At 52.9% G+C, this 24,911-nt stretch carries 23 protein-coding genes; 21 read left to right on the forward strand and 2 right to left on the reverse strand.

Features of this window, described 5'->3' with window-relative positions; translation table 11 throughout:
- Positions 1–8: 8 nt before the first annotated feature.
- From metG to ACYVUU_RS01775, 9 genes are all read left to right on the forward strand, one after another.
- Positions 9–1,991, forward strand: coding sequence for a methionine--tRNA ligase (gene metG / locus ACYVUU_RS01735; protein WP_439774856.1), 1,983 nt, complete (start codon positions 9–11; stop codon positions 1,989–1,991).
- On the forward strand, positions 1,991–2,770 hold the full coding sequence (locus tag ACYVUU_RS01740; protein WP_484499782.1) for a TatD family hydrolase: 780 nt from the start codon (positions 1,991–1,993) through the stop codon (positions 2,768–2,770). The genes metG and ACYVUU_RS01740 overlap by 1 nt, the downstream gene beginning before the upstream one ends.
- Positions 2,754–3,326 carry a ribonuclease M5 gene (rnmV, locus tag ACYVUU_RS01745; RefSeq protein ID WP_484499269.1) on the forward strand — a complete coding sequence of 191 codons (573 nt, stop codon included), beginning with the start codon at positions 2,754–2,756 and terminating at the stop codon, positions 3,324–3,326. Before ACYVUU_RS01740 ends, rnmV begins: the two co-directional genes overlap by 17 nt.
- Positions 3,301–4,191: a 16S rRNA (adenine(1518)-N(6)/adenine(1519)-N(6))-dimethyltransferase RsmA gene (gene rsmA, locus ACYVUU_RS01750; RefSeq protein ID WP_439775675.1), complete on the forward strand. Its 891-nt coding sequence runs from the start codon at positions 3,301–3,303 to the stop codon at positions 4,189–4,191. Before rnmV ends, rsmA begins: the two co-directional genes overlap by 26 nt.
- A gap of 59 nt (positions 4,192–4,250) precedes the next feature.
- Complete coding sequence (locus tag ACYVUU_RS01755; protein ID WP_439775674.1) at positions 4,251–4,502, forward strand: Veg family protein; 252 nt, start codon at positions 4,251–4,253, stop codon at positions 4,500–4,502.
- Between the two features lie 106 nt (positions 4,503–4,608).
- The gene (purR, locus tag ACYVUU_RS01760) at positions 4,609–5,439 is read left to right on the forward strand and encodes a pur operon repressor (RefSeq protein ID WP_003612830.1); all 831 of its coding nucleotides are present in this window, start codon (positions 4,609–4,611) and stop codon (positions 5,437–5,439) included.
- A gap of 62 nt (positions 5,440–5,501) precedes the next feature.
- Complete coding sequence (gene glmU, locus ACYVUU_RS01765) at positions 5,502–6,887, forward strand: bifunctional UDP-N-acetylglucosamine diphosphorylase/glucosamine-1-phosphate N-acetyltransferase GlmU (RefSeq protein WP_484499783.1); 1,386 nt, start codon at positions 5,502–5,504, stop codon at positions 6,885–6,887.
- Positions 6,888–7,054: 167 nt separating this feature from the next.
- A complete protein-coding gene (locus ACYVUU_RS01770; protein WP_484499784.1) occupies positions 7,055–7,801 on the forward strand; it encodes a hypothetical protein in 747 nt (248 codons plus the stop codon).
- Between the two features lie 225 nt (positions 7,802–8,026).
- Complete coding sequence (locus ACYVUU_RS01775) at positions 8,027–9,007, forward strand: ribose-phosphate diphosphokinase (RefSeq protein ID WP_439775873.1); 981 nt, start codon at positions 8,027–8,029, stop codon at positions 9,005–9,007.
- 72 nt (positions 9,008–9,079) lie between these two features.
- On the opposite strand, the gene ACYVUU_RS01780 is transcribed toward ACYVUU_RS01775, so the two are convergent.
- Positions 9,080–10,393 carry an HD domain-containing protein gene (locus ACYVUU_RS01780; protein ID WP_484499785.1) on the reverse strand — a complete coding sequence of 438 codons (1,314 nt, stop codon included), beginning with the start codon at positions 10,391–10,393 and terminating at the stop codon, positions 9,080–9,082.
- A 140-nt stretch (positions 10,394–10,533) separates the two neighbouring features.
- On the opposite strand from ACYVUU_RS01780, the gene ACYVUU_RS01785 reads away from it, so the two are divergent.
- From ACYVUU_RS01785 to alr, 9 genes are all read left to right on the forward strand, one after another.
- Complete coding sequence (locus ACYVUU_RS01785; protein ID WP_439775875.1) at positions 10,534–10,932, forward strand: YwiB family protein; 399 nt, start codon at positions 10,534–10,536, stop codon at positions 10,930–10,932.
- 45 nt (positions 10,933–10,977) lie between these two features.
- Complete coding sequence (rpoE, locus tag ACYVUU_RS01790; protein ID WP_439775876.1) at positions 10,978–11,565, forward strand: DNA-directed RNA polymerase subunit delta; 588 nt, start codon at positions 10,978–10,980, stop codon at positions 11,563–11,565.
- A 116-nt stretch (positions 11,566–11,681) separates the two neighbouring features.
- On the forward strand, positions 11,682–13,301 hold the full coding sequence (gene pyrG, locus ACYVUU_RS01795; protein WP_439775877.1) for a CTP synthase: 1,620 nt from the start codon (positions 11,682–11,684) through the stop codon (positions 13,299–13,301).
- Between the two features lie 120 nt (positions 13,302–13,421).
- On the forward strand, positions 13,422–14,693 hold the full coding sequence (locus tag ACYVUU_RS01800; protein WP_484499786.1) for a UDP-N-acetylglucosamine 1-carboxyvinyltransferase: 1,272 nt from the start codon (positions 13,422–13,424) through the stop codon (positions 14,691–14,693).
- A gap of 99 nt (positions 14,694–14,792) precedes the next feature.
- Entirely contained in the window at positions 14,793–15,044 is a 252-nt protein-coding gene (locus ACYVUU_RS01805; RefSeq protein ID WP_003612793.1) for a type B 50S ribosomal protein L31, read from the forward strand.
- Between the two features lie 113 nt (positions 15,045–15,157).
- Complete coding sequence (locus tag ACYVUU_RS01810) at positions 15,158–16,525, forward strand: UDP-N-acetylmuramoyl-tripeptide--D-alanyl-D-alanine ligase (protein ID WP_484499787.1); 1,368 nt, start codon at positions 15,158–15,160, stop codon at positions 16,523–16,525.
- Between the two features lie 9 nt (positions 16,526–16,534).
- Positions 16,535–17,980: a degradosome RNA helicase CshA gene (cshA, locus tag ACYVUU_RS01815; protein WP_484499788.1), complete on the forward strand. Its 1,446-nt coding sequence runs from the start codon at positions 16,535–16,537 to the stop codon at positions 17,978–17,980.
- Between the two features lie 84 nt (positions 17,981–18,064).
- Entirely contained in the window at positions 18,065–18,478 is a 414-nt protein-coding gene (gene acpS / locus ACYVUU_RS01820; RefSeq protein WP_439775881.1) for a holo-ACP synthase, read from the forward strand.
- The gene (gene alr / locus ACYVUU_RS01825; RefSeq protein ID WP_484499789.1) at positions 18,475–19,605 is read left to right on the forward strand and encodes an alanine racemase; all 1,131 of its coding nucleotides are present in this window, start codon (positions 18,475–18,477) and stop codon (positions 19,603–19,605) included. The genes acpS and alr overlap by 4 nt, the downstream gene beginning before the upstream one ends.
- Before the next feature lie 53 nt (positions 19,606–19,658).
- Here the strand turns inward: alr and cbpA are convergent, their stop codons facing one another.
- The gene (cbpA, locus tag ACYVUU_RS01830; protein WP_439775883.1) at positions 19,659–20,357 is read right to left on the reverse strand and encodes a cyclic di-AMP binding protein CbpA; all 699 of its coding nucleotides are present in this window, start codon (positions 20,355–20,357) and stop codon (positions 19,659–19,661) included.
- 169 nt (positions 20,358–20,526) lie between these two features.
- Here cbpA and pth point away from each other — a divergent pair, with 169 nt between their 5' ends.
- Genes pth through ACYVUU_RS01845 form a run of 3 tightly spaced genes read left to right on the forward strand, consistent with a single transcriptional unit; the run spans position 20,527 to position 24,865 of the window.
- A complete protein-coding gene (gene pth / locus ACYVUU_RS01835) occupies positions 20,527–21,084 on the forward strand; it encodes an aminoacyl-tRNA hydrolase (protein WP_439775884.1) in 558 nt (185 codons plus the stop codon).
- 16 nt (positions 21,085–21,100) lie between these two features.
- A complete protein-coding gene (gene mfd / locus ACYVUU_RS01840; RefSeq protein WP_484499790.1) occupies positions 21,101–24,577 on the forward strand; it encodes a transcription-repair coupling factor in 3,477 nt (1,158 codons plus the stop codon).
- A gap of 45 nt (positions 24,578–24,622) precedes the next feature.
- Positions 24,623–24,865 (forward strand): RNA-binding S4 domain-containing protein, encoded by a 243-nt coding sequence (locus ACYVUU_RS01845; RefSeq protein WP_002878680.1) that lies wholly within the window; start codon positions 24,623–24,625, stop codon positions 24,863–24,865.
- Positions 24,866–24,911: the final 46 nt, after the last annotated feature.

The following is a 24,911-nucleotide window of genomic DNA, read 5'->3' on the forward strand; positions in this document are numbered from 1 at the left end:
CAAGCACTATGGCAGATAACAAGAAAACTTTTTACATTACCACGCCAATCTACTATCCGTCTGGCCGTTTGACCATCGGCAACGCCTACACGACGGTAGCAGCGGACACCATGGCCCGCTACAAGAAGTCCCGCGGCTATGACACCTTCTTCTTGACCGGGACTGACGAACACGGTCTGAAGATCGAACAAAAGGCTGAAAAGCTGGGCATGAAGCCTAAGGCCTACCTGGACGGCATGGTCAAGGACATCAAGGAACTGTGGAAGAAGCTGGACATCAACTACGACAAGTTCATCCGGACCACTGATGAAGAACACGTCAAGGCTGTCCAGAAGATTTTTGAAAAGCTGAAGGCCTCAGGCGACATCTACCTGGGTGAATACACCGGCTGGTACTCAGTTGAAGACGAAGAATACTTCACTGAATCCCAGCTTAAGGAAGTCTTCAGAGACGACAAGGGCAACGTTGTCGGCGGTATCGCCCCATCTGGCCACGAAGTTCAATTGGTTAAGGAACCATCTTACTTCTTTAAGATGAGCAAGTACGCTGACCGGCTTCTCCAGTACTACAAGGACCACCCGGAATTCATCCAGCCAAACTCCCGGGAAAAGGAAATGGTGAACAACTTCATCAAGCCTGGTCTGGAAGACTTGTCAGTTACCCGGACCACGGTTGACTGGGGGATCCCGGTGCCAAGCGACCCGAAGCACGTTGTTTACGTTTGGATCGACGCCTTGGCCAACTATATCACTGCCTTGGGCTACGGGTCAGAAGACGACTCCCTCTTCAAGAAGTACTGGCCAGCTGACGTCCACCTGGTCGGCAAGGAAATCGTCCGTTTCCACACTATTTACTGGCCAATCATGCTGATGGCCCTGGACTTGCCGCTGCCTAAGCAGGTCTTCGGCCACGGCTGGGTCTTGATCTACAAGGACAAGATGTCCAAGTCCAAGGGTAATGCCGTTTATCCGGAATCCTTGATTTCCCGCTACGGCCTGGACCCGGTCCGCTACTACTTGATGCGGGCTATCCCGTTTGGGGCTGACGGTTCCTTTACTCCAGAAGACTTCGTTGAACGGACCAACTTTGACCTGGCCAACGACCTGGGCAACCTTTTGAACCGGACTGTTTCCATGATTAACCAGTACCAAAAGGGCCTGGTTGCCCCAGTTGACCAGGAACAGGACAAGTACGGCAAAGACCTGGCTGCCGTTGCCGCCAAGGCGATCAGCGACTACTACGACAACATGGACAAGATGCACTTCTCCAACGCTTTGGAAAACGTCTGGCAGCTGATTTCCCGGGCCAACAAGTACATCGATGAAACTACCCCATGGGTTTTGAACAAGGAAGGCAAGACTGAAGAGCTTTCCAGAGTCATGAGCAACCTGGCTGAAAGCCTCCGTCTGGTAGCCATCATGATCGCTCCAGTCATGACTGAAACACCAGCCAAGATGTTCAGCCAGCTGGGCCTGGACTGGGAAGACGAAAGCCAAAAGGACTTGAAGTTCGGCGGCTTTGCCTGGGACGTGAACGTCGTTGCCAAGCCAACCCCAATCTTCCCACGCTTGAAGAATGACGAAGAAGTGGCCTACATCAAGGAAGAAATGAAGAAGGCCAAGCCAAAGAAGCAGTCAAGAAGAGAACAAAAGCAGGAAGAAAAGCAGATCACGATCGACGACTTTGACAAGGTCAAGATCCAGGTCGGCAAGATCCTGTCTGTTGAACCAGTTCAAGGGTCAAGCAAGCTCTTGCTGTTCAAGCTGGACTTTGGCAAGACCGGCGAGCGGCAGATCTTGAGCGGGATCCGCAAGTTCTACCCAGATGAAAGCATCCTTTTGGGCAAGAAGGTTCTGGCCGTAACCAACCTGAAGCCGCGCAAGATGCTGGGCCACGAAAGCCAGGGCATGCTCCTGTCCAGTGAAGCTGACGGTGATGTCAAGCTGGCCCTGGTCGGCGATGAACACCCGGTGGGGGCTGAACTGGGCTAATGAAGATCTACGACAACCATACCCACTTAAACGACAAACCTTTTGCCGGAAAAGAAGCCGAGTACATTCAAAAGGCCAAGGATTTGGACGTGGTTGGAATGAACTGCGTGGGCCAGGACCCGGAAATGAACCTGGGCGCCCTGGAATTGGCCAAGCGCTTTGCCAATGTCAAGGCTATCATCGGCTACTGCCCGGACGTGGCCAAAGACTATGACCAGGCAGCTGAAGACTTGCTGGTTGAGCAGGCTAAAAGCGGCCAGGTAGTTGCCATTGGGGAAATCGGCCTGGACTACTACTGGGACGAGTCGCCCCGGGATGTGCAAAGGGAAGTTTTTGCCCGGCAGATTGAAGTTGCCCGCGATTTGAAATTGCCGGTAAACATCCACACCAGGGATGCCTTTGAAGACTGCTGGAAGATCTTGCAAGAAGCCAATTTGGAATACGGGGCGATTTTGCACAGCTACAACGGGGGTCCGGAATGGACGGAAAAGTTCCTGGACTTGAACGTGAACTTTTCTTTCTCCGGGGTCGTTTCCTTCAAGAAGGCCACTGAAGTGCATGAGTCAGCCAAGATGGTTCCCCTGGACCGGCTTTTGGTTGAAACTGACGCACCATTTTTGACCCCGGTGCCTTACCGGGGCCGGCAAAACGAGCCTGGCTATGTCCGCTACGTCGCCCAAGCGGTCGCGGACTTGAAGGGGCTGGACTTGGCCGAAGTAGCTGAGGCAACTTATGCTAATACAATGAGGATTTACGGATTAAATGCAGAAGAATTTTAACGCCGTCGTTGTCGTGGAAGGCAAGGACGATACGATTCGCTTAAAGCAGTTTTTTCCAGGAATTGAGACGGTCGAGACGAATGGCTCGGCCGTTTCTGATGCGGTCCTGGCCAAGCTGAAGAAGCTGGCCCAAAGCCGCGAGATTATCGTTTTTACCGATCCTGACGTCAACGGCGAGCGGATCCGCCGGATAGTGACCGAAGCCGTGCCAACGGCCAAGCAGGCCTTTATTACCCGCAAGGAAGGCGAGCCTAAGAAACAGGGCAGTCTGGGGGTAGAGCACGCGTCAAAGGAAGCTTTGGAGCGGGCCTTGAGCGATTTGCGCGAGGTCCAAGCGGAAAAGGCTGACTTTGACTACGGGGACTATGTCGACTTGGGCCTGGCCATGGGCCGCCAGTCCCGCCAATTGCGGGAGGCAGTCGGGATCAAGCTGGGGATCGGCTATGCCAATTCCAAGCGTTTTTACCAGCGCCTGCGGACTTTTGGCATCAGTCTAGCTGAACTCAAGCAGGCAGTAGAGGAGGCGGAAAATGACCAACAGAATTCCAATCGCTAGTCCGGTAAGGACGGCGGCCATCGTCAACCGTTACTTTGTGCACGCCAAGAAGAACCTGGGCCAGAACTTCCTGGTTGACCTGGATGCTGTCCAGGGGATCGTTAGGGCCGCTGGGATTGAGCCCGGCGACCAGGTAGTAGAAGTCGGCCCGGGGATCGGTTCTTTGACTGAGCAGCTGCTTTTAGCCGGGGGCAAGGTGGCGGCTTATGAAGTCGACCAGAGCCTGCCGGAAATCCTGGCTAACGAACTGCCGGAAAAGGTGGACGGCGAAGACCTGGACCAGCGCTTCAAGCTGATCATGAAGGATGTTTTGAAGGCAGACTTTGCAAATGATCTGGCGGGATTTTTTGACTTAAGCAAGCCCGTCAAAGTCGTGGCCAACCTGCCTTACTACATCACCACGCCGATTATTTTCAACCTGCTGGAATCCAGCCTGGACTTCACCAGCCTGACCTTGATGATGCAAAAAGAAGTCGCTGAGCGCCTGGCTGCCCAGCCGGGCTCTAAGGCCTATGGCCCCTTGTCCATTGCCGTGCAGACTCAAATGAGCGTGGACCTGGCCTTGGAAGTAGGGCATGCTTCCTTCATGCCCCAGCCAAAGGTTGACTCAGCTGTGGTTGTTTTAACGCCGCTGGAAAATCCGGCAGACGTTGGCGACCGCAAGCAGTTCAACCGGGTGGTTAAGCTCTGTTTTGCCCAGCGGCGCAAGACCCTGGCCAACAACTTGAAGGCTTTGGTTCCGGACAAGGAAGACCGGGAAAAGCTGCTGGCTGACCTGGATCTGGACCCGCGCCAGCGGCCGGAACAACTGGCCATCGGCGACTTCATCAGAATCAGCCAGGCGGTAGCGGAACTGAATAAATAATTCAATCTTGATTTGAATAGGAAATTATGTTACAATGTTCTGATAAAGGAGTGTCATAATTGCCAATCAATATTCAAGACATTAAGCAGAAGTTAGATGCCCACCTAGGCGAAGAGCTGACAATCGTTGCCCAAGCGGGTCGCAAGAAGGTAACCAGACGCCGCGGCGTTTTGAAGAACACGTTTCCTGCCGTGTTCGTAGTGGCTCTGGACCAGGACAGTAATAATTTTGAACACGCATCATACAGCTACACTGATGTTTTGACCAAGAACATCTTGCTGGAATTTGATGACGAAAGCGATGCAGAGTAAAAATACGAATTTTTGCACTAACATTTCTTGAAAATGTTAGTGATTTTTTTTGCCCTTTAGAGTATATTAGTATAAGTACAAAAACAGACATTAGGAAGGAAAGAGAATGAAACGTTCTGAAAGATTAGTAGACATGACCAAGTTTTTGATGGAGCGCCCGCATACCTTGATTGCTCTGCCTTTTTTTGCCAAGCGCTACGGGGCAGCGAAGTCATCGATTTCTGAAGACCTGGCCATTCTGAAGCACACCCTGGCCAGCAACGAGGATGGGATCCTGGAGACCGTTGCCGGGGCAGCCGGCGGGGTCCGCTATATCCCTTTTTTGGGCCAGAAGCCGGCTGAGAAGTACCTCAAGGACCTGGCAGGCCGCATCCAGGACTCCAGCCGGATTCTGCCGGGTGGCTTTGTCTACCTGTCAGACATTTTGGGCGGGCCATATGATTTGGAGATGATCGGCAAGCTGATCGCCACCCGCTATGCTTACGCTAATATCGAAGCTGTCATGACGGTGGAAACCAAGGGGATTTCTTTGGCCAACGCCGTGGCCAGCTACTTGAACGTCCCAGCGGTAACCGCCCGCAAGCGGTCCAAGGTGACGGAAGGGGCTACTGTGTCCGTTAACTACATGTCCTCATCAACTTCCCGGGTAGCCAAGATGGAATTGCCGACCCGGGCCCTGGACAAGGATACGAACGTTCTGATTGTGGATGACTTCATGAAGGGCGGCGGCACCCTGGACGGGATGCGGCAACTGGTCAAGGAATTTGACTGCCAGGTTGCCGGCGTCTGCGTCCTTTGCGAAACTGAATACGAAGAGGAACGCAAGATCAAGGACTACGTTTCCCTGGTCAACATTGACCAGATCGACAGCGAAAAGGAAATCATCCTGGCTCAGCCGGGCAACTTTTTGACTAGAACTAACTTCGACCGTTTCTAAATGTTACAATATAAGCTAGCCAGGAAGGCTAGCTTATTTTGATTGAGAAGGTTACAAAACAGATGGAAAAATATGTCGTAGTTTTGGCTGCCGGCAAGGGCACCAGAATGAAATCCAAGCTTTACAAGGTTTTGCACCAGGTTTGCGGCAAGGCCATGGTTGAACATGTCGTTGACGCGGCCAGAGCGGTCAAGCCAAGCAAGATCGTGACTATTGTCGGCCATGGGGCAGAAGACGTGGAGAAAGTCTTGGCAGGCAAGTCTGAATTTGCCATGCAGGAAAAGCAGCTGGGCACCGGCCACGCGGTTATGCAGGCTGAAGGCCAGCTGGCTAATTTGGAAGGGGCAACGCTGGTTGTAACCGGGGACACCCCGCTTTTTACCAGTGAAACTTTTGAAAAGCTCTTTGCCTACCATGAAGAAGAAGGCAACGCGGCCACGGTTTTGACTGCTGAAGCTCCGGATCCTTTTGGCTACGGGCGGATCATCAGAGACGACCAGGGCAATGTTTTGCGGATCGTGGAACAAAAAGACGGCAAGCCGGAAGAACTGAAGGTCAAGGAAATCAACACCGGGGTCTTCTGCTTTGACAACCAGGACCTGTGGGCTGCTTTGAAGCAAGTCGGCAACGACAACTCTCAAGGCGAGTACTACTTGACTGACGTTTTGGAAATTTTGCGCAAGGCCGGCAAGAAGGTCGGGGCTTACAAGATGCCTGACTTCAGCGAAAGCCTGGGGGTAAACGACCGGATCGCCTTGGCTGAAGCCACCCGGATCATGCAAAGAAGAATCAATGAAGGGCACATGCGGGATGGGGTTACCTTTATCGACCCAGCCACGGCTTACATTGATGCTGACGTGGAAATTGGCAATGACACGGTGATTGAAGGCGGCGTGACGATCAAGGGCCACACTGTGATCGGGTCTGACTGCTTGATCACTTCCGGGTCAAGAATCGTTGACAGCCAGATCGGCAATGGCGTGACGGTAACTTCTTCCACGATTGAAGAATCAATCATGGAAGACAACACGGACATCGGGCCAAATTCCCACTTGCGGCCAAAGGCTTTGATCAAGCGGGGAGCCCACCTGGGCAACTTCGTGGAAGTCAAGAAGGCGGAAATTGGCGAGAACACCAAGGTCGGTCACCTGACTTACGTTGGGGATGCTACTTTGGGCAAGGACATCAATGTCGGCTGCGGGGTCATCTTCTCCAACTTTGACGGGGTCAAGAAGTTCCACACGACGGTTGGCGACAAGTCCTTCATCGGGGCCGGGTCAACCTTGGTTTCCCCAATTAATGTGGCTGACCACGCCTTTATCGCGGCTGACTCAACCATTACCAAGGACGTTGGCAAGTATGAAATGGCCATCGCCCGGGGCCGGCAGGTCAACAAGGAAGACTACTGGCACAAGCTGCCTTTGTCCGAAGACGAAGAATGGAAATAATTTTGAAAAGGAGCTCAGGCTCCTTTTTTAATAAGCAAAATGCATCCGCTTACAGTTGACTTAAGGAAAAATTGCCTTTCTTTTGAGAACTTTAATAAGCAATTTTTAAACAGAGGGTGTATAATCTAGGCAATGTACAAAAAGAAGCAAGAAAGGTTTGCATATCGATGAAGTTTACTAAGAAAATTGCTTTTGCATCAGCATCATTGGCTTTGACTCTGGCTACTCCAGCAGCACTGCTTACTCAAAACGCGGCTTTTGCCAAGACTACCACGGTTAAGCAGGCAACCAAGGTTAAGGTAACTAAGAAGACCACTCCTTTTTACCACAAGGACGGTTCTAAGTTCACCAAGAAGAAGCCTTACGTTTACGGCGATTGGAAGAGCACTGTAGCTTACAAGAACACCAGCTACAACGTAGTTAAGACTGTAACCATCAAGGGTGCTAAGTACTACTACATCGGCAACGACGCTTATTTGAAGGCCAGCGACGTCAAGGTAACCGCAACTAAGACGGTTAAGTCCAGCTCAACTTCAAGCTCAAAGAAGGCAAGCACTACTTCAAGCAAGACTAGTTCCAAGAAGACCAGCTCAAGTTCAAGCTCAAAGAAGACTAGTTCTACTTCAAGCAGCTCAACTTCAAGCTCAAGCACTTCTTCCAAGAAGTCCAGCTCAAAGAAGACTGTAACTCAAGTTCAAGTAACTAAGAAGACCACTCCTTTCTACCACAAGGACGGTTCCAAGTTCACTAAGAAGAGCCCATACGTTTACAACGGTTGGAAGAGCACTGTAGCTTACAAGGGCACTAAGTACAAGGTTTCAAAGACCATCACCATCAAGAACAAGAAGTACTACTACGTTGGCAACAGCGCCTACCTTAAGGCCAGCGGCGTTAAGGTAATCGCAAGCAAGTAATTAAGAAAAAGCTTTGACGGAAGTCAGAGCTTTTTTCTTTGGAAAACAGACGATTTTTTCTATCTACTAAAAAATAAAAGGCTTTCTTGCTTTTTGACCAGGTTAAAACATGCCTGTCAGGAATTTTTTGCTTAAAAACTGAACACAAATGCCTTTTTTCCAACAAAAGAATGCCGGATTTTGTTAGAATAGAACTGGTAAATGCTGTTTTTTTCGGAGGGAATTATGTCTTACAAGGACAACATCAAGCTTTTTGCGCTTAACTCAAACAAACCGTTGGCAGAAAAGATCGCTAAGCGGATGGGGGTAAAGCTTTCAACTTCAAGCGTCGTTCGCTTCAGCGACGGTGAAATTCAAGTCAACATCGACGATTCTGTCCGTGGCAAGGATGTCTTCTTGATCCAATCCACCAGCGCGCCGGTCAACGACAACCTTATGGAACTTTTGATCATGATCGACGCTGTCCGCCGGGCCAGTGCCGCTTCCGTAAACATCGTCCTGCCTTACTACGGCTACGCACGTCAAGACCGGAAGACCCGGGCCAGAGAGCCAATCACTGCTAAACTGGTCGCAGACATGATTCAAGCTGCCGGGGCTGACCGCGTCCTCTCACTGGACCTGCACGCTCCGCAAATTCAAGGTTTCTTCGACATCCCTGTCGACAACCTGATGGGCGCTCCTTTATTGGCTGACTACTTCCTGAGCAATCACCTGGAAGAAGACGCTGTTGTCGTTTCTCCAGACCACGGTGGCGTTACCCGGGCAAGAAAATTAGCTGAATTCCTGGGCACTTCAATTGCCATCGTCGACAAGCGCCGGCCAAAGGCCAACGTTGCCGAAGTCATGAACATCATCGGTGACGTCAAGGGCAAGCGGGCCATCTTGATCGACGACATGATCGACACTGCCGGCACTATCACTTTGGCTGCCCAAGCCTTGAAAGACGCCGGTGCTACTGAAGTCTACGCCTGCGCTACCCACGCCGTTTTGTCCGGCCCAGCCGTTGACCGCTTGAACAATTCCGTAATCAAGAGCCTGGTTTTGACCGACTCAATCCAACAGCCAGCCGAAAAGAACCTCGACAAGATGATTCTCGTTTCCGTTGGGCCTTTGATGGGTGACGCCATCAAGCTGATCATGGAACACAAGCCAATGAGTCCGCTCTTTGACACTCGTTACGACGCTAACAAGTACAAGGACAAGTAAGGATTCGACTATACGAAAAACAACCGTTGCATGTGCAGCGGTTGTTTTCTTTTGCAAATTATTATTTTGCTTTTATTTTTTCGTGAGCAATTCCCCGTTTTTCAAGTACTGCTGAAAATCCGCCTGCTTGAGCATAGTGACCGGGAAGAAGAAGCGCTCATCGCCCTGCAGGGTCCCGTTTAAGGCCTTGACCAGGGGGCTGAGCTGGGACAGCTCGATTAAGCTGCCGTCTTCCTGCATGATCTCAATTTGGCTGTTGGCGTTTTTGCCGCTTGGCTTATAAGCGTCATATGGCTCGTCAAAAGCTGACCCCACCCCGGTGTAGTAGTCAGGGTCAAAGCCGGCATCTTTGATCAAGTCCTTTAATTGCGGCAAAAGCCGCTTGCTTTCTTCGTTGATCTTCACGCTGGCTAAAGGCCGCCGGAAGAGGTAACGCTTGGTTAAGTCCGCCAAAACCGAGTCGCTGGACTCAGTCCACATGCTGAAGTTGGTCTCCATGACCCCGTCATCCATCTTCAAGTAGTCCTGCAAGTCCCAGGTCCCCGCCAAAAATCTGGCTAAGCTTGGCGTAACCGGCAATTCTTTTTCCTGGTAAAGGTACTGGGCCCGCTTTAGCAGGTGGTGAAGGATGACCTCCATGGACCGGTTGACCCGGTGGTAGTAGATCTGCTGGTACATCTGATAGCGGGAGACGATATAGTCTTCAACGGCATGCATCCCGTTAGCCGTAAAGCAAACCCCTTCTTCATAAGGGCGGATGACCCGCAAAATCCGGGACAGGTCGAACTCCCCATAAGAGGCTCCCGTAAAGTAGGCATCCCGCAAAAGGTAGTCCATCCGGTCAGCGTCAGCCTGGCTGGAAATGAGCTTGACCACCTGGGGGTTAGGGTAGGTCTTGGCGATCACGCTGGCCACCGCCTTTGGGAAGTCCGGGTCGACCTTGCTCAAAGCCTGGTTGACCTCAGTGGAAGGATCCAGAATGATCTGCTGGCCGATCTGCTCATGGTTGGTGCCGAAAAGGTGCTCAAAGGTGTGCGAGTACGGGCCGTGGCCGATGTCATGCAAAAGGCCGGCCATCTGCACCAGCAGGTTCTCTTCGGGGGCCCAGAGCCCGTCGCCGGTACTTTGACTAGGGTATTTGTCAGTAAAAAGGTTGCTGATCCGGCGGGCCAGTTCATAGACGCCCAGGTTGTGCTCAAAGCGGGTGTGGGTGGCGCCGGGGAAGACGAAGGCTGTCGGGCCCAGCTGCTTGATCCGCCGCATCCGCTGGAATTCTTTCGAGCGGACGACTTCCAGGGCCACTTGGGTGTCCAGGTGGATATAGCCGTGGACCGGGTCACGGACGACGACTTCGCGGGCCAGTTTAGGACTGTCAAATTTTGTCAAAAGTAGATCCTCCATTCTTATTGTTTTATATTTTTGCCGAAACATAGTAAGATATGCTTGACTAGCTATAGAAAATTATAGCAAAAGTTGCCAGGGGCCGCTGCTTGCGGCCATTGTAAGGAGAATTATTTTTTTAAAAGATGAGCAAAATTAAGATCGATTTGACGAGCAAGATCACCCAAGGCGAGCAAACGGAAACCATCCGCCAGCAGGCAGAAGGCGAATTGCGGGAAGACGGCGCGGTTAAAAGAATTTTTTACGAGGCAGAAAAGGTGCCGGTCAAGATGCTCTTAAAAGAACAGGAACTCTTGATCCGGCGGGGGACGGACCACAGCAACTTCTCCCAAATGCATTTCGTCTTGGGCGAAAAAGGGCAGTGCAAGTACGTGGTTGAGGGCCGGCAACTGGATCTTTTGTCGGAAACCAAGCGTCTGGAATTGAAAGAAAATGCCGCTGGTCAACAACTTGAAGTTGAATATGACCTCTTTAGTGGTGTAGACTTAATTGGTAGTTATGCCGTCTCGTTGATTTTTGCTTAAATGACGTGTAAAATAGACAAGATTGAATAGAGAGGACGTTCAACTGTGGGATTAGCTGATTTTAAAGACGTGGATCGCAACGAATTGTCAATGATTGAAGTTGCGCACGCAATTTTGGAAGACCGTGGCGAAAGAATGGCTTTTGCCGATATCGTTAACGAAGTGCAAAAGTACTTGAACAAGAGCGACGAAGAAATTCGCCAGCGCCTGCCGCAATTTTACACGGACATGAACACCGATGGCCGCTTCATTTCCATGGGTGAAAATGTCTGGGCCCTGCGGACCTGGTTCAAGTTCGAAGCTGTCGATGAAGAAGTCGACCACCCAGAAGACGACGGCGACGAAGCATCAACTCGCAAGCACCACAAGAAGGTCAACGCCTTCCTGGCCACGACTGAAGGCGACGACGTGATCGACTACGAAAACGACGACCCAGAAGACGAAGACTTGTCCGACGACAGTGACGCTGACGAAGATGACGATGACGACAACTCCGGCGACGATTACGACTACGATGACGATTACGACGACAATGAAGACGATGAAGATGACGACTCATTGCCAGACGGGATCGAAGGCCAGCTGTCACAAATGGATGACGACGACCTTGATGACGATGAAGACGAAGAATAGGATTTTGTCCTTGACTTGCGGCTGAAAAGTCGTTATTATTTTGCTTGGGCACCCTATGTGCGTTTAGCTCCCTAATTGCTAGGGAGCTTTTTTATTATTTTTCAAAGGAGAGCTCAATGACCAAATATATCTTTGTGACTGGCGGCGTTGTTTCATCATTGGGGAAAGGGATTACTGCATCAAGCATTGGTCGCTTGCTGAAGAACCGCGGCTTGAAAGTTACCATGCAAAAGTTCGACCCATACATCAACATCGACCCCGGCACGATGAACCCTTACCAACACGGTGAAGTTTTCGTGACTGACGACGGTACGGAAGCTGACCTTGACTTGGGCCACTATGAAAGATTGGTCGACGTTAGAACCAGCAAGTACTCTAACGTAACGACTGGCAAGATCTACCAGGAAGTTCTGCAGCGCGAACGGCGCGGCGACTACCACGGCGGCACTGTACAGGTGATCCCGCACGTAACCAACATGATCAAGGAAAAGGTCATGCGGGCAGCGCAAATGACCGACACTGATGTGGTTATTTCCGAAATCGGCGGTACGGTCGGCGACATGGAATCAACTCCGTTCATGGAAGCCATCCGGCAAATGCGACGGGAAGTCGGCTCAGAAAACGTCATGTACGTGCACGTTACCTTCGTTCCTTACCTGCGGGCAGCCAAGGAATTGAAGAGCAAGCCGACCCAGCAGTCAGTTTCCATGCTGCGGTCAATCGGGATCCAGCCAAACATGCTGGTTCTCCGCTCAGAAATGCCAGTTCCGCAGGAAATGAAGGACAAGATATCCACTTTCACCGACGTTCCAGTCGACTACATCGTGGAATCCTTGGACGCGCCATCTCTGTTTGACGTGCCGCTGTCCTACCAGGAACAAGGCGTTGACCAGAAGGTCGTTGACTTCCTCCACATCGACAGCCCGAAGCCGGTTGCCGATATGGATGAATGGCGCCGGATGGACGAACGGGCCAAGAGCTTGAAGTACAAGACCAAGATCACCCTGGTTGGCAAGTACGTCGAACTGGAAGATGCCTACATCTCCGTAACTGACGCTTTGCAGCACGCCGGTTACCTGTACAACAGCAAGATCGAAGTTGAAAAGATCCAGGCTGAAGACATCACTGAAGACAATGTGGCAGAACTTTTGAAGGACACCCAGGGCTTGATCGTGCCAGGCGGTTTCGGCACCCGGGGTCTGGAAGGGATGATCACTTCCATCAAGTACGCCCGCGAACACGATATTCCATTCCTGGGGATCTGCCTGGGGATGCAGATGGCCAGCGTGGAATTCGCCCGCAATGTCCTGCACTTGGAAGATGCCAACTCAGCTGAAGCAGAACCAAACTGCAAGAACAACATCATTGACTTGATGGCTGACCAGCGTGACCAGGAAAAGATCGGCGGTACCTTGCGTCTGGGCCTGTACCCAGCCATGCTGAAGGCCGGCACCAAGACCCGGGAATGCTACGACGGCCAGGAAGTTATCCAGGAACGTCACCGTCACCGCTACGAATTCAACAACAAGTACCGGGAAGCCTTTGAAAAGGCCGGCATGACCTTCTCAGGCGTTTCACCGGACAACCACCTGGTGGAAATCGTTGAAATCACGGACAAGAAGTTCTTTGTTGCCGCTCAATACCACCCAGAATTCTTGAGCCGGCCAAACCGGCCAGAAGGGCTCTTCAAGGGCTTTATTGGGGCAGCCAGCGGTTTGCAGGTCGACAAGTTCTAAATTTTGTACGATAATAATAGATAGTGACAAGAGAAGAGAAACCTCTTCTCTTGTTTTTTTGACGAAGATCTATTAACATTATTATGATAATTTGACAAAAGAAAAGGACTACTTTCCCAAATGAAGCAAATGATAATTCACGGAGGGAAACCCCTGCAAGGCGACATCTGGATTGGCGGCGCGAAGAACTCAACGGTAGCGCTGATTCCGGCCTCAATCCTGTCGAGAACGCCGGTGACCCTGGAATCAGTTCCGCGGATTGCCGACGTTGACAATTTGATGGACTTGTTGAGCGAAATGGACGTGCACTGCGATTTCCGCGAAACGACCCTGCAAATTGACCCGACCGACATCAAGATGAGTCCCCTGCCAGCTGGGAAGATTAAGAGCTTGCGCGCGTCTTACTACTTTATGGGCGCTTTGCTCGGTCGTTTTGGCAAGGCGGTTGTAGGTTTTCCTGGTGGCGATGACATTGGCCCGCGGCCGATTGACCAGCACATTATGGGCTTTCAATCCCTCGGCGCCGACGTTAGATATGAAAATGAGCAGATTGTAATTACCGCGCCTGATGAAGGGTTGAAAGGGGCCCAGATTCACCTGAAGATGGCTTCAGTTGGGGCAACGATGAATATCATCATGGCCTCAGTCACGGCCAGTGGCCGGACGGTGATCGAGAACGCGGCCAAGGAGCCGGAAATCATCGACCTGGCTACCTTCTTGAACAACATGGGGGCCAAGATCCGTGGGGCGGGGACTGACACCATCAGAATCGACGGGGTTGACCGCCTGGAGGCCAAGGTGCCGCACACGATCATCCCTGACCGGATCGAAGCCGGGACCTACATTTCCATGGCAGCCTGCATCGGCAACGGGATCCGGATTCACAATATCATCGCTGAACACCTTGACGCCTTTTTGGCCAAGGTGGAAGAAATGGGCGTGGTGATCGACACTGATGAAGACTCTCTCTTCGTTTACCCGGCTGGTGACCTGCGCATGGTTCAAGTCAAGACCGGGACCTACCCGGGCTTCGCGACTGACCTGCAGCAGCCAATCACGCCGCTTTTACTGACGGCCAAGACTGGTGAAGGGGTCATCATCGACCCGATCTACCCGAAGCGGACCCGGCACGTGCCGGAACTGCAGAAGATGGGGGCTTCCATCACTGTCGTTAACAACATCATCCTGGTTCATCCAGGCAGCCACCTGCATGGGGCTGTGGTTCACGCTGACGAAATCCGGGCCGGGGCCTGCTTGATGCTTACTGGCTTGATGGTTGACGGCGAAACAGTAATCAACAACGCCGGCAACATCCTGCGCGGCTACGACCGGGTGGAAGAAAAGCTGCGCCAGCTGGGAGCTGACGTGGTCATCCGTGACGTGGAAGATTAACTTGAGCCCTTGTCAAACGGGCTGGATAGTGGTACTATGTTAGAGTTAATCGATTAATCTATGGCCTGCAGAGGGCTATGGCAAAGGAGTTTTAGAATTATGAAACAAGGTATTCACCCAGATTATCAAGAAGTTTGCTTCATGGACTCAGCAACTGGTTTTAAGTTTGTTGCCGGCTCAACTTTGAAGTCATCAGAAACTGTTGAATTCGAAGGCAACACTTACCCATTGATCCGTGTTGAAATCTCATCAGATTCCCACCCATTCTACACTGGCAAGCAAAAGTTTGCCGCAGCCGATGGTCGAATCGAACGTTTCAACAAGAAGTACGGCTTCAACAAGAAGAACTAATCGTTCTCTTTACTTTAAAAGCAGCCCGCTTGGGTTGCTTTTTTTATTGCGAAGAGCGCCAAACAACGTATAATATACTAAGTGTTAATTTATTCTCAAGGAGCAGTATTGGAATGAAAATGCAGTTGGCAGAAATCGCCCAAGCCTTAAATACCAGTTGTGAAGGGGACGCGGAAACGGTCATTACCTCAGTAGCCTTTGACTCAAGAAAGATCAGCCAGGGCGCCCTCTTTGTCCCGATCAAGGGGGAAAGAGACGGCCATGACTTTGTGGGTTCAGCTATTGCGGCCGGCGCCAGCGCTACTTTGTGGGAGGCAGGCCACCCGGGCAAGCCGGAAGGCATCGCGGTTCTGGAAGTTGCCGACACTTTGAAGGCCATGCAGGATCTGGCCCGCTACTACTTGCAGAAGGTCAACCCGACTGTTGTTGGTATCACCGGCTCAAACGGCAAGACTACGACCAAGGACATGGTGGCGGCGGTTTTGGCCAAGCGCTTCAACGTCTACAAGACCCAGGCCAACTTCAACAATGAAATCGGCGTGCCGATGACCATTTTGGAAATGAAGCCGATCACTGAGATCTTGGTTTTGGAAATGGGGATGGACCGGGCTGGCCAATTGCATGAACTGAGCCAATTGGCCCGGCCGGACGTAGCCGTGATCACCATGATTGGGGAAGCCCACATCGAATTCTTCGGCAGTCGGGACAAGATCGCTGACGCCAAGATGGAAATCACGGACTTTTTGCAAGAAGACGGTGAATTCATCTACAACGGTGATGAACCTCTCCTGGCGGAAAGAGCCGCCAAGCTTTCCCAGGACAAGTCCACCTTTGGCTTTGCTGACTCTGACACCATTCATGCCAGTGACCTCCGCAGCACCATGCACCATTCCTTCTTCAAGGTCAACGGGACTGACCGGGAATTCTCAATTCCGATGATTGGCCGCCACAACGTGGCTAACGCCATGGCCGCTATCCTGGTTGGCCGCCACTTCGGGGAAAGCGACGAGGAAATCGCCGCCGGTCTGGCCAACTTCGTGCCAACGGCCAACCGGATGGAATGGGAAAAGGGCGACTGCGGCGAAGACATCATGAGCGATATCTACAACTCCAACCCAACGGCTGTTAAGGCCGTGACTGCCTCCTTTGGCCAGGTTCCTGTAAGTGAAGGCGGCCGCCGCATCGCGGTTTTGGCCGACATGTTGGAACTGGGCAGCCGGTCAGCCGACCTACACAAGGGCCTGGCTGCCTGCCTGGACCCGGAAAAGATCAACGTCCTTTACCTTTACGGGCCGGAGATGAACCACCTTTACCAAGCCCTGCTGGACAAGTATGACCAGCAGAATCTGCACTACTACCCAGAAGATGAGATGAGCCATTTAATCGATGATTTAAAGAGCGACATCCACAGCCAGGACATCGTTTTGCTGAAGGGGTCCCACGGGATGCACCTGGAACGAGTCCTCGACAGACTGAAATAGGAGAACAATTTGAAATTTACTGAACTAGGATTGAACGACAATATCTTAAAGGCAATCAAGCGGTCAGGCTTTGAAGAAGCCACCCCGATCCAGGCCCAGACCATTCCTTTGGCTCTGGCTGGCCAGGACGTGATCGGTCAGGCCCAAACCGGGACGGGGAAGACGGCTGCCTTTGGTCTGCCAATCCTGCAAAAGCTGGACAAGCAGGACCACGCTATCCAGGCCATCGTAATTGAACCGACCAGAGAACTGGCCATCCAGACCCAGGAAGAACTTTTCCGCCTGGGCAGGGATGAAAAGGCCAAGGTCCAGGTCGTTTACGGCGGGGCTGATATTGGCCGGCAGATCCGGGCCTTGAAGAAGGTGCCGGAAATCCTGGTCGGGACACCGGGACGGCTTTTGGACCACTTAAAGCGCAAGACCATCAAGCTGGACGGCGTCAAGACGGTTGTTTTGGACGAAGCTGATGAAATGCTGGACATGGGCTTTATCCAGGACATCGAAAGCATTTTGACCTATGCTGAAAACCGGGACCAGACCCTCTTGTTCAGCGCGACCATGCCAAAGCCGATCCAGGCTTTGGGCGAAAAGTTCATGCATGATCCGCAGGTCGTGAAGATCAAGGCCAAGGAACTGACAGCTGATTTGATCGACCAGTACTTCGTCCGCGTCCGCGAAAACGAAAAGTTCGACACCATGTGCCGGCTGATCGACGTGGAAAATCCGGACCTGGCCGTGGTCTTTGGCCGGACCAAGCGCCGGGTTGACGAACTGACCCGGGGCCTGGTTGCCCGGGGCTACAACGCGGCCGGCATCCACGGCGACCTGACCCAGGCCCGCCGGATGCAGGTGCTCAAGCGCTTCAAGGAAGGGCAGCTGGACATTCTGGTAGCTACTGACGTGGCTGCCCGGGGCCTGGATATTTCCGGGGTTACCCACGTTTACAACTACGACATTCCGCAAGACCCGGACTCCTACGTCCACAGAATCGGCCGGACCGGCCGGGCCGGCAAGAGCGGGATGAGCGTGACCTTCGTGACGCCGAACGAGATTGGCTACATGCGGACCATCGAGGATTTGACCAAGAAGAAGATGTCTCCTCTGCGTCCGCCGACAGACGCCCAGGCCTTTGCCGGGCAGATGAAGCAGGCGGTCTTGAAGGTAGACGACCTTTTGAGCGGGGATTTGAGCAAGTACGACGACGCGGCGGAAAAGCTGCTGGAAAACTACTCAGCTGAAGATATCGCTGCTGCTTTGCTGAAGGAACTGTCCAACGACAGCGAGGTTAAGGTTACCATCACTCCTGAAAAGCCTCTTCCATACCGGGGCAAGCACTCAGGCGGCAGGGGCCGGAATGGCCACATCCGGGGCGGAAATAAGAACTTCAAGGGCAAGCGTAATTTTGACAAGAAGAAGCGCAAGCCTGGTTTCAAGATCCACGGCCGGAAAGGCTAATTTTTTAAAAAAGTAAAAAAGACCGGGCTTTTGACCCGGCCTTTTTCTATCTGTGCTATTATTTAAACAGCGTGAGGTGGAAAGATGATCAAAAATATCGGCGTGGATCAGATTGAGGTGGACCGGATCGCCAAGGTCGTTGACCGGGGGGACGGTTTTGCCAGAAAGGTTCTGACCGACCGGGAATTTGCCCAGTACCAGGAATTGACCCATAAGCGGAAGATTGAGTACTTGGGCGGCCGCTTCGCCGTCAAGGAAGCCTTCTCCAAGGCCTGGGGAACCGGGATTGGCCAGGCAGTTTCCTTTGAAGACGTGGAAACTTTGAGGACCGAGTCAGGAGCGCCTGTAACGACGTCGCGGATTTTTACGGGGCGGATTTTTTCCAGCATCGCGCATGATGATCACGAGATCGTCGCCGTGGTCGTGCTTGAAGAGCCGGCCGGCTGGCGCCGCGCGATCGGCAAACTATCGCACCTGTTATCTGGGAGGAAAAAATGATCACAGCAGTTAATCGACCAGCAGCCTTGCACATCAACGTGGCTGCTATCAAGGAAAACACCCGCCAGGCCAAGGCTCACTTGAAGCCGGGCCAGAAGCTCTTTTGCGTGGTTAAGGCCAATGCCTACGGGCATGGGGCAGCGCGCCTGGCGCCGGTGATGGAAGAAGCCGGAGCAGACGGCTTCTGCGTGGCCATGCTGGATGAAGGGCTGGAACTGCGCCGGGCGCAAGTCGTCAAGCCAATTCTGGTCTTGGGCCTGCAGCCGGCTGAAGAAGCCGCCCTGGCCGCGGCCAACGACATTTCTTTGCCAGTCTCCAGCCTGGACTGGCTCAAGGAGGCGGAAAAAGTTCTTCGCAAGGAAGGTCTTCAGCTGAAGATCCACCTGGCCATCGACTCAGGGATGGGCCGGATCGGCTTTAGTGAAGACGAGGACTTCAAGGCGGTCAACGAATATCTGCAAGGCAATGACGCCTTCTTCGTGGAAGGGATGTTCACTCACTTTGCTTCAGCTGACTCCGCTGATTCCAGCTACTTTGACTACCAGGTCAAGCGCTTCAAGCACATGGAAAGCCTGCTGACGGTCAAGCCGAAGTGGATTCATGTGGATAACACGGCTGCCAGCCTCTTTGACAAGGACGTGGACAGCGACATCGTCCGTTTTGGGATTGGCCTCTACGGGCTCAACCCGTCTTCAGCCCCAGGCAGCCAGGACTTAGAGCCGGCCTTTGCCCTCAAGCCGGCCATGTCATTTGCCAGCGAACTGACCTATGTCAAGCAGATCCACAAGGGCTACGGGGTCGGCTACGGGTCAACCCACATCGCTGAAGAAGACGAATGGATCGGGACCGTGCCGGTTGGCTACGCTGACGGCTGGATCCGCAAGTTCCAGGGCTTCAAGGTCAAGGTCGGGGACACTTACTGCCCGATCGTCGGCCGGGTCTGCATGGACCAGTTCATGGTTCTCTTGCCAAAGGAAGTGCCGGCTGGCACGCCAGTTGAATTGATCTCAGCTGATCCGGCAGCGCCAAACAGCCTGCGCCGGGCAGCTGACTGGCTGGACACCATTCACTATGAAGTGGCCTGCCAGTTCAACGACCGTCTGGACCGGATTTACGACAACGAATAAAAGCAAGAAAAAACCTCCGAATTTTGCTTCGGAGGTTTTTAATATGTTTTTGCTTATTCTTCGTTCAAGAAGACGCCTGGCTTTTCTTCGCTCATGATGTTCATGCCGGCAGCCAGGTCTTCAACGGCAACGACAGGGAATCCCTTGGCCTTGAGCTTCTTGCAGATGGCCTTCAGTTCAGTTTCCGTGGTCCCTTGCGGCAGGGTGAAGAGGGTCCGGCGGACGTACTTGCCATCAAATTCGCTGGCTGGCGCGTCCAGAGTCATGGCCCCGGCCAGGTTGACGTACTTGGAGATGATCTTGGTCATCTTGGTCAAGTTGCCGCTGTCGTTGGTTGACAAGACAGTCAGGACGTAGGCCCCGGTCTTGACGTTCCAGGCTGAAGACAGCATGTCCAAGAGGCGGGCGTGAGTCAAGATGCCGTAGAAGGTGTTGTCAGTGTCCAAAACGGCAATGTAAGGCAAGTCCTTGATGGTAAAGAAGACTTGGAAGAATGGCGCGTTGATCTTGATGGTCTTGGTGGCGTTCTTCAAGAGGTAGGTTACCGGCAGGCTCATGTCCCCGCCTTGGGACTTGTGGCGGTAAATGTGCATCTTGTAGATGTTGCCGCGGAAGATCTTGCCGCTGTCATCCAGGATTGGCACGCAGCGGTAGCCGGAGCTTTCCAGTACCTTCAAGGCTTCTTCCAGGGTGGCGTGTTCGTTGACAGTCGTCAGGTAGTCTTTCTTGATGACCAGTGATTTGATTAACATAGGAGAACCTCCGTTATGTAGCTTTACATGTAAATGTTTTCTTGTCTCATACTTTCACATTATAGCATGCAGAAAATAGAAATTAAAGACAGGTTAAAAGGCGGGAAAGCGTAAGATCTTTGCCAGTTGTGCTAAAATTATTAAGATACAGCAAGTGAGGAGACTTTTGATGAAATTAATCGTTGCTTTGGGCAATCCCGGCCTTAAATATGAAAAAACCAAGCACAATACCGGCTTCATGGCCCTGGACCACTACTTAGAAGAAAAGGGCCTGCGCCTGGACCGCGACAAGTTCACGGCCCTCTACGCCAAGGAGAAAGTGGCAGGCGAGGACGTGATCTTCATGGAACCGCAGACTTATATGAATGAATCCGGCAGGGCCGTAGGCGCGGCTGCCAAGTTCTTCAAGATTGATCCTAGCGATATTCTGGTCATTCACGACGACATGGACATGCCAATCGCCAAGCTGCGGATTCGTGCCGGCGGCAAGTCGGGCGGCCACAATGGGATCAAGAGCATTATTGCCTGCCTGGGGACTGAGAAGTTTAACCGCCTTAAGATCGGGATCCGCCACCCAGACAAGCAGAGCGTGGTTTCCTGGGTCCTGACCCCCTTTAACCCCGACCAGCAAAAAGAACTAGAGGCCAGTTTTGCCAAGGTCGACCAGATCATTGACGACTTTATCGCCGGCAAAGACGCCCAATACTTAATGAACCGTTACAACTAAAGACAAGCACACGAACATGCAAGTAATTGATTTTTTGAAAAAAGATCAAGCAGTGACTGCTTTTATCGCGAAAACGTCCCGGATCAAGAACTCCCTGCTCACAGGAGTCGAACGGGGCGCTTTTGCTGTCCTCATCCAGGCGTACTTAGCCCAGGTGGGCCAGCCCCTGCTCTTGATCGAAGAGAATGAATACAAGGCCCAGGAGCGCTATAACGATTTGAGCCGGCTTTTGGCCGATGATGACCTGGAGCTTTTTGCCCTGGACGGTAACCTGGCCACGCAGACGGCGGTCAGTTCACCGGATGAGTTAAGCAGCCGGGTTCAGTGCTTGAACCTGCTCTTAAGCGGCCGGCCTGGCGTCGTGATCGCGACCCCGCAGGGCCTGCAGTATCCTTTAAGCGACCCGGCCCTGTTTAAAAAGGGGCAGAAGCATTTTGCCGTTGGGGATGAAATTGCCTTGCCCGACCTGGCCCAGTGGCTGAACCAGGCTGGCTACCACCGGGAAAACCTGGTCGTTAAGCCGGGCGAGTTTGCCATGCGGGGGGACATCGTCGACCTTTATCCTTTGGACCGGGAAAGCCCCCTGCGCCTGGAATTTTTCGGCGACGAAATCGACACGATCAAGACCTTTGACTTGACCAGCCAGCGCAGCCTGGAGGAATTGCCGGAAGTAACCGTGCCGGCAGCCAGTGACCACGTCTTTACGGCCGAAGACTTGGACCGGGCGGGCCGGGATTTGGCAAGCGACCTGCCAAAAGAAGCGGCTGCCAGCCTGGAAATGGCCCAGGAGGCCTTAGCTGACGGGCAATTGCCGGATGACTATGACCGCTACCTGGACTACCTTTTGCCTAAATCTTTCAGTCTGCTGGACTACCTGCCGGCTAAAGGCCTGCTTTTGTTCAACGACTGGCAGCTGATTGCTGAAAGCGTCAAGAATATGGGCGCTATCAACGATGACTACCTGGCCAGCCAGATCGCCAGCAAGATGATGACCAGCCGGCAGAAGCTGCGCCTTGACTTTGAGGCGGTGCTAAAGGCAGATGGCCACCACCGTCTCTATGTCAGCTTGATGGCCCACTCCATGGGCCGGCTGCGTTTTGGCCAGCATTTGGCCTGGGACAGCCGGGAAGCGCAGCAGTTTTTCAGCCAGATGGAGCTTTTGAAAACGGAGCTGGACTCTTATGCCAAAAAGGGTCAGACCGTGGTCTTGCAATTGTCCAGCCGCCGGCAGGCTGAGGAATTCAGCCGGAGCTGCCATGACTATGACATCTACCTGCCTTTGGCGGAAGCAGACGGCTTAAAAGAAGGCCGGGCCCAGCTGGTTATCAGTGGCTATGCCAGCGGCTTTGTCCTGCCCGACAGCGACCTGGTCTATCTAACTGAAAAGGAGCTTTTTAACCAAAGCAAGCGGCCGAAGAAGCGGATCAAGACCTTGGAAAACGCCCAGCGTCTGCGCAGCTATACAGAACTCAAGCCTGGCGACTATGTGGTCCACGTCAACCATGGTATCGGCCGCTTTGAAGGCATCCAGACCCTGGAGACCGATGGGAAAAAGCGGGACTACATCACCATCACTTACCAAAAAGGTGACCAGCTCTTTGTTCCAGCTGACCAGCTCAGCTTGGTGCAAAAGTACGTGGCTTCAGAAGGCAAGCAGCCCCACGTCAACAAGCTGGGCGGCAGCGAGTGGGCCAAGACCAAGAAGCGGGTTGCCGCCAGAGTCGAGGACATCGCTGACGACTTGATCGACCTGTACTCAAAAAGAGAAGCGGAAAAGGGCTTTGCCTTTTCCCCGGATGGATCAGACCAGGCTGCCTTTGAAGCTGCCTTTCCTTACGAGCCAACCCCTGACCAATTGCGGGCCACTGCGGAAATCAAGGCTGATATGGAAAAGGCCAAGCCGATGGACCGGCTTTTGGTCGGGGATGTCGGCTTCGGGAAAACAGAAGTGGCCATGCGGGCTGCTTTTAAAGCCATCTGCGACGGCAAGCAGGTCGCCTTCCTGGTGCCGACGACCATCCTGGCCCAGCAGCACTACCAGACCATTAAAGACCGCTTTAAGGTCTTTCCGGTGGAAATTGCCAGCCTCTCCCGTTTCCAAGGCCAGGCCGAAAGCAAGAAGATCGTGGCTGGCTTGAAAGACGGCAGCATTGACTTGGTAGTCGGCACCCACCGGATTTTGTCCAAGGACGTCCAGTTCAAGGACCTGGGTCTGCTCATCATCGATGAAGAACAGCGCTTTGGGGTAGCCCACAAGGAAAAGCTCAAGCAGCTGAAGACCAATATCGACGTTTTGACTCTGACAGCCACTCCGATTCCGCGGACTTTGCACATGTCCATGATCGGGATCAGAGACCTGTCAGTCATGGAAACGCCGCCCCAGAACCGGTATCCGATCCAGACTTACGTCCTGGAGCAGTTGCCGGGTACGGTCAAGGAGGCCTGCCAAAGGGAAATGCAGCGGGGCGGGCAGGTCTTTTACCTGCACAACCGGGTTGGCGACATCGAGGAAACAGTGGCCCGCTTGGAGCAGCTTATGCCCCAGGCCCGGATTGCCTATGCCCACGGGCAGATGAGCGAAAACCAATTGGAAGATATTTTGACCCGCTTTTTGGACCGGGAATTCGACATTTTGGTCACCACGACCATCATTGAAACCGGGATTGACATGCCTAACGTCAACACCATGATCATTGAAGATGCCGACCACTACGGCCTAAGCCAGCTCTACCAATTGCGGGGCCGGATCGGCCGGTCAGCCCGCCTGGCTTACGCCTACTTCCTCTATCAGCCAAACAAGGTTCTGACGGAAGTGGGGGAAAAGCGACTGGACGCCATCCGGGACTTTACCGAGCTGGGGGCGGGCTTCAAGATCGCCATGCGGGACTTGTCCATCCGCGGGGCCGGCAACATGCTGGGGGCCCAGCAGCACGGCTTCATCGACAGCGTCGGCTACGACCTCTACTCCCAGATGCTGGCTGACGCCATCAAGGAGCGGCAGGGAAAGAAGCCGGTCAAAAAGAGCAATGCCGAGATCGACCTGGGTCTGGAAGCATATATTCCAGAAGACTACATCGCCGATCAAGAGCAGAAGATCGAATTTTACAAGAAGATCAAGGGCATCGGCAGCCTGCAGGACCGGGAAGACATCGAAGACGAGCTCCTGGACCGCTTTGGCGACTATCCGGCAGCTGTTGAGAACCTGCTCAATGTGGCCAGCTTGAAGGCCAGCTGCGACTTGGCTCAGATTTTGACCCTGGTCAAGGAAAAGGACCAGATCCGGGTCATTTTCAGCGATTCCGGCAGCCGGGAAATGGAAGGGCCAAACATCTTCAAGGCCCTGGAACACGTGTCCTGGAAGGCCCGGATCGCTCTTGGGGCCCAAAAGCGCCTGGTGGTTACCCTGCTTTTGCCAGACAAGCTGACCCGGCGGGCCATGTTCGCGGAACTGGGCACTTTTGCCAAGGACGCGGCAGAGATCATCCAGCGGTAATTTTTTAAGAGTAAAAAGCTAAGTATTAACAGACAGGAGACAAATATGAGAATCGACAAATTTTTGAAAATTTCCCGCCTGGTCAAGCGGAGAACGGTGGCAAAGGAAATGGCTGACCAGGGCCGGGTAAGCGTGAACGGCAAGACTGTCAAGTCCAGCTACAACGTGGTTGTCGGCGACGTGATCGCCGTAGCTTACGGGACCAGGGTGATCAAGGCCCGGGTCCTGGACTTGCGGGAAACGACCAAAAAGGCGGAAGCCGGGGACTTGTACGAATTAGTCGACTAATGACTTTTTCCACCAAAGCTGATATACTAAATCTATTATATGATTT

The sequence above is a fragment of the Lactobacillus sp. WILCCON 0058 genome, assembly GCF_057198005.1.

What these genes read in the sequence shown, in the direction of transcription:
- metG (WP_439774856.1), top strand. Translation starts at nt 9, where the DNA reads ATGGCAGATAACAAGAAAACTTTTTACATTACCACGCCAATCTACTAT.
- ACYVUU_RS01740 (WP_484499782.1), top strand. Translation starts at nt 1,991, where the DNA reads ATGAAGATCTACGACAACCATACCCACTTAAACGACAAACCTTTTGCC.
- rnmV (WP_484499269.1), top strand. Translation starts at nt 2,754, where the DNA reads ATGCAGAAGAATTTTAACGCCGTCGTTGTCGTGGAAGGCAAGGACGAT.
- rsmA (WP_439775675.1), top strand. Translation starts at nt 3,301, where the DNA reads ATGACCAACAGAATTCCAATCGCTAGTCCGGTAAGGACGGCGGCCATC.
- purR (WP_003612830.1), top strand. Translation starts at nt 4,609, where the DNA reads ATGAAACGTTCTGAAAGATTAGTAGACATGACCAAGTTTTTGATGGAG.
- glmU (WP_484499783.1), top strand. Translation starts at nt 5,502, where the DNA reads ATGGAAAAATATGTCGTAGTTTTGGCTGCCGGCAAGGGCACCAGAATG.
- ACYVUU_RS01770 (WP_484499784.1), top strand. Translation starts at nt 7,055, where the DNA reads ATGAAGTTTACTAAGAAAATTGCTTTTGCATCAGCATCATTGGCTTTG.
- ACYVUU_RS01775 (WP_439775873.1), top strand. Translation starts at nt 8,027, where the DNA reads ATGTCTTACAAGGACAACATCAAGCTTTTTGCGCTTAACTCAAACAAA.
- ACYVUU_RS01785 (WP_439775875.1), top strand. Translation starts at nt 10,534, where the DNA reads ATGAGCAAAATTAAGATCGATTTGACGAGCAAGATCACCCAAGGCGAG.
- pyrG (WP_439775877.1), top strand. Translation starts at nt 11,682, where the DNA reads ATGACCAAATATATCTTTGTGACTGGCGGCGTTGTTTCATCATTGGGG.
- ACYVUU_RS01800 (WP_484499786.1), top strand. Translation starts at nt 13,422, where the DNA reads ATGAAGCAAATGATAATTCACGGAGGGAAACCCCTGCAAGGCGACATC.
- ACYVUU_RS01805 (WP_003612793.1), top strand. Translation starts at nt 14,793, where the DNA reads ATGAAACAAGGTATTCACCCAGATTATCAAGAAGTTTGCTTCATGGAC.
- ACYVUU_RS01810 (WP_484499787.1), top strand. Translation starts at nt 15,158, where the DNA reads ATGAAAATGCAGTTGGCAGAAATCGCCCAAGCCTTAAATACCAGTTGT.
- acpS (WP_439775881.1), top strand. Translation starts at nt 18,065, where the DNA reads ATGATCAAAAATATCGGCGTGGATCAGATTGAGGTGGACCGGATCGCC.
- alr (WP_484499789.1), top strand. Translation starts at nt 18,475, where the DNA reads ATGATCACAGCAGTTAATCGACCAGCAGCCTTGCACATCAACGTGGCT.
- cbpA (WP_439775883.1), bottom strand. Translation starts at nt 20,357, where the DNA reads ATGTTAATCAAATCACTGGTCATCAAGAAAGACTACCTGACGACTGTC.
- pth (WP_439775884.1), top strand. Translation starts at nt 20,527, where the DNA reads ATGAAATTAATCGTTGCTTTGGGCAATCCCGGCCTTAAATATGAAAAA.
- mfd (WP_484499790.1), top strand. Translation starts at nt 21,101, where the DNA reads ATGCAAGTAATTGATTTTTTGAAAAAAGATCAAGCAGTGACTGCTTTT.
- ACYVUU_RS01845 (WP_002878680.1), top strand. Translation starts at nt 24,623, where the DNA reads ATGAGAATCGACAAATTTTTGAAAATTTCCCGCCTGGTCAAGCGGAGA.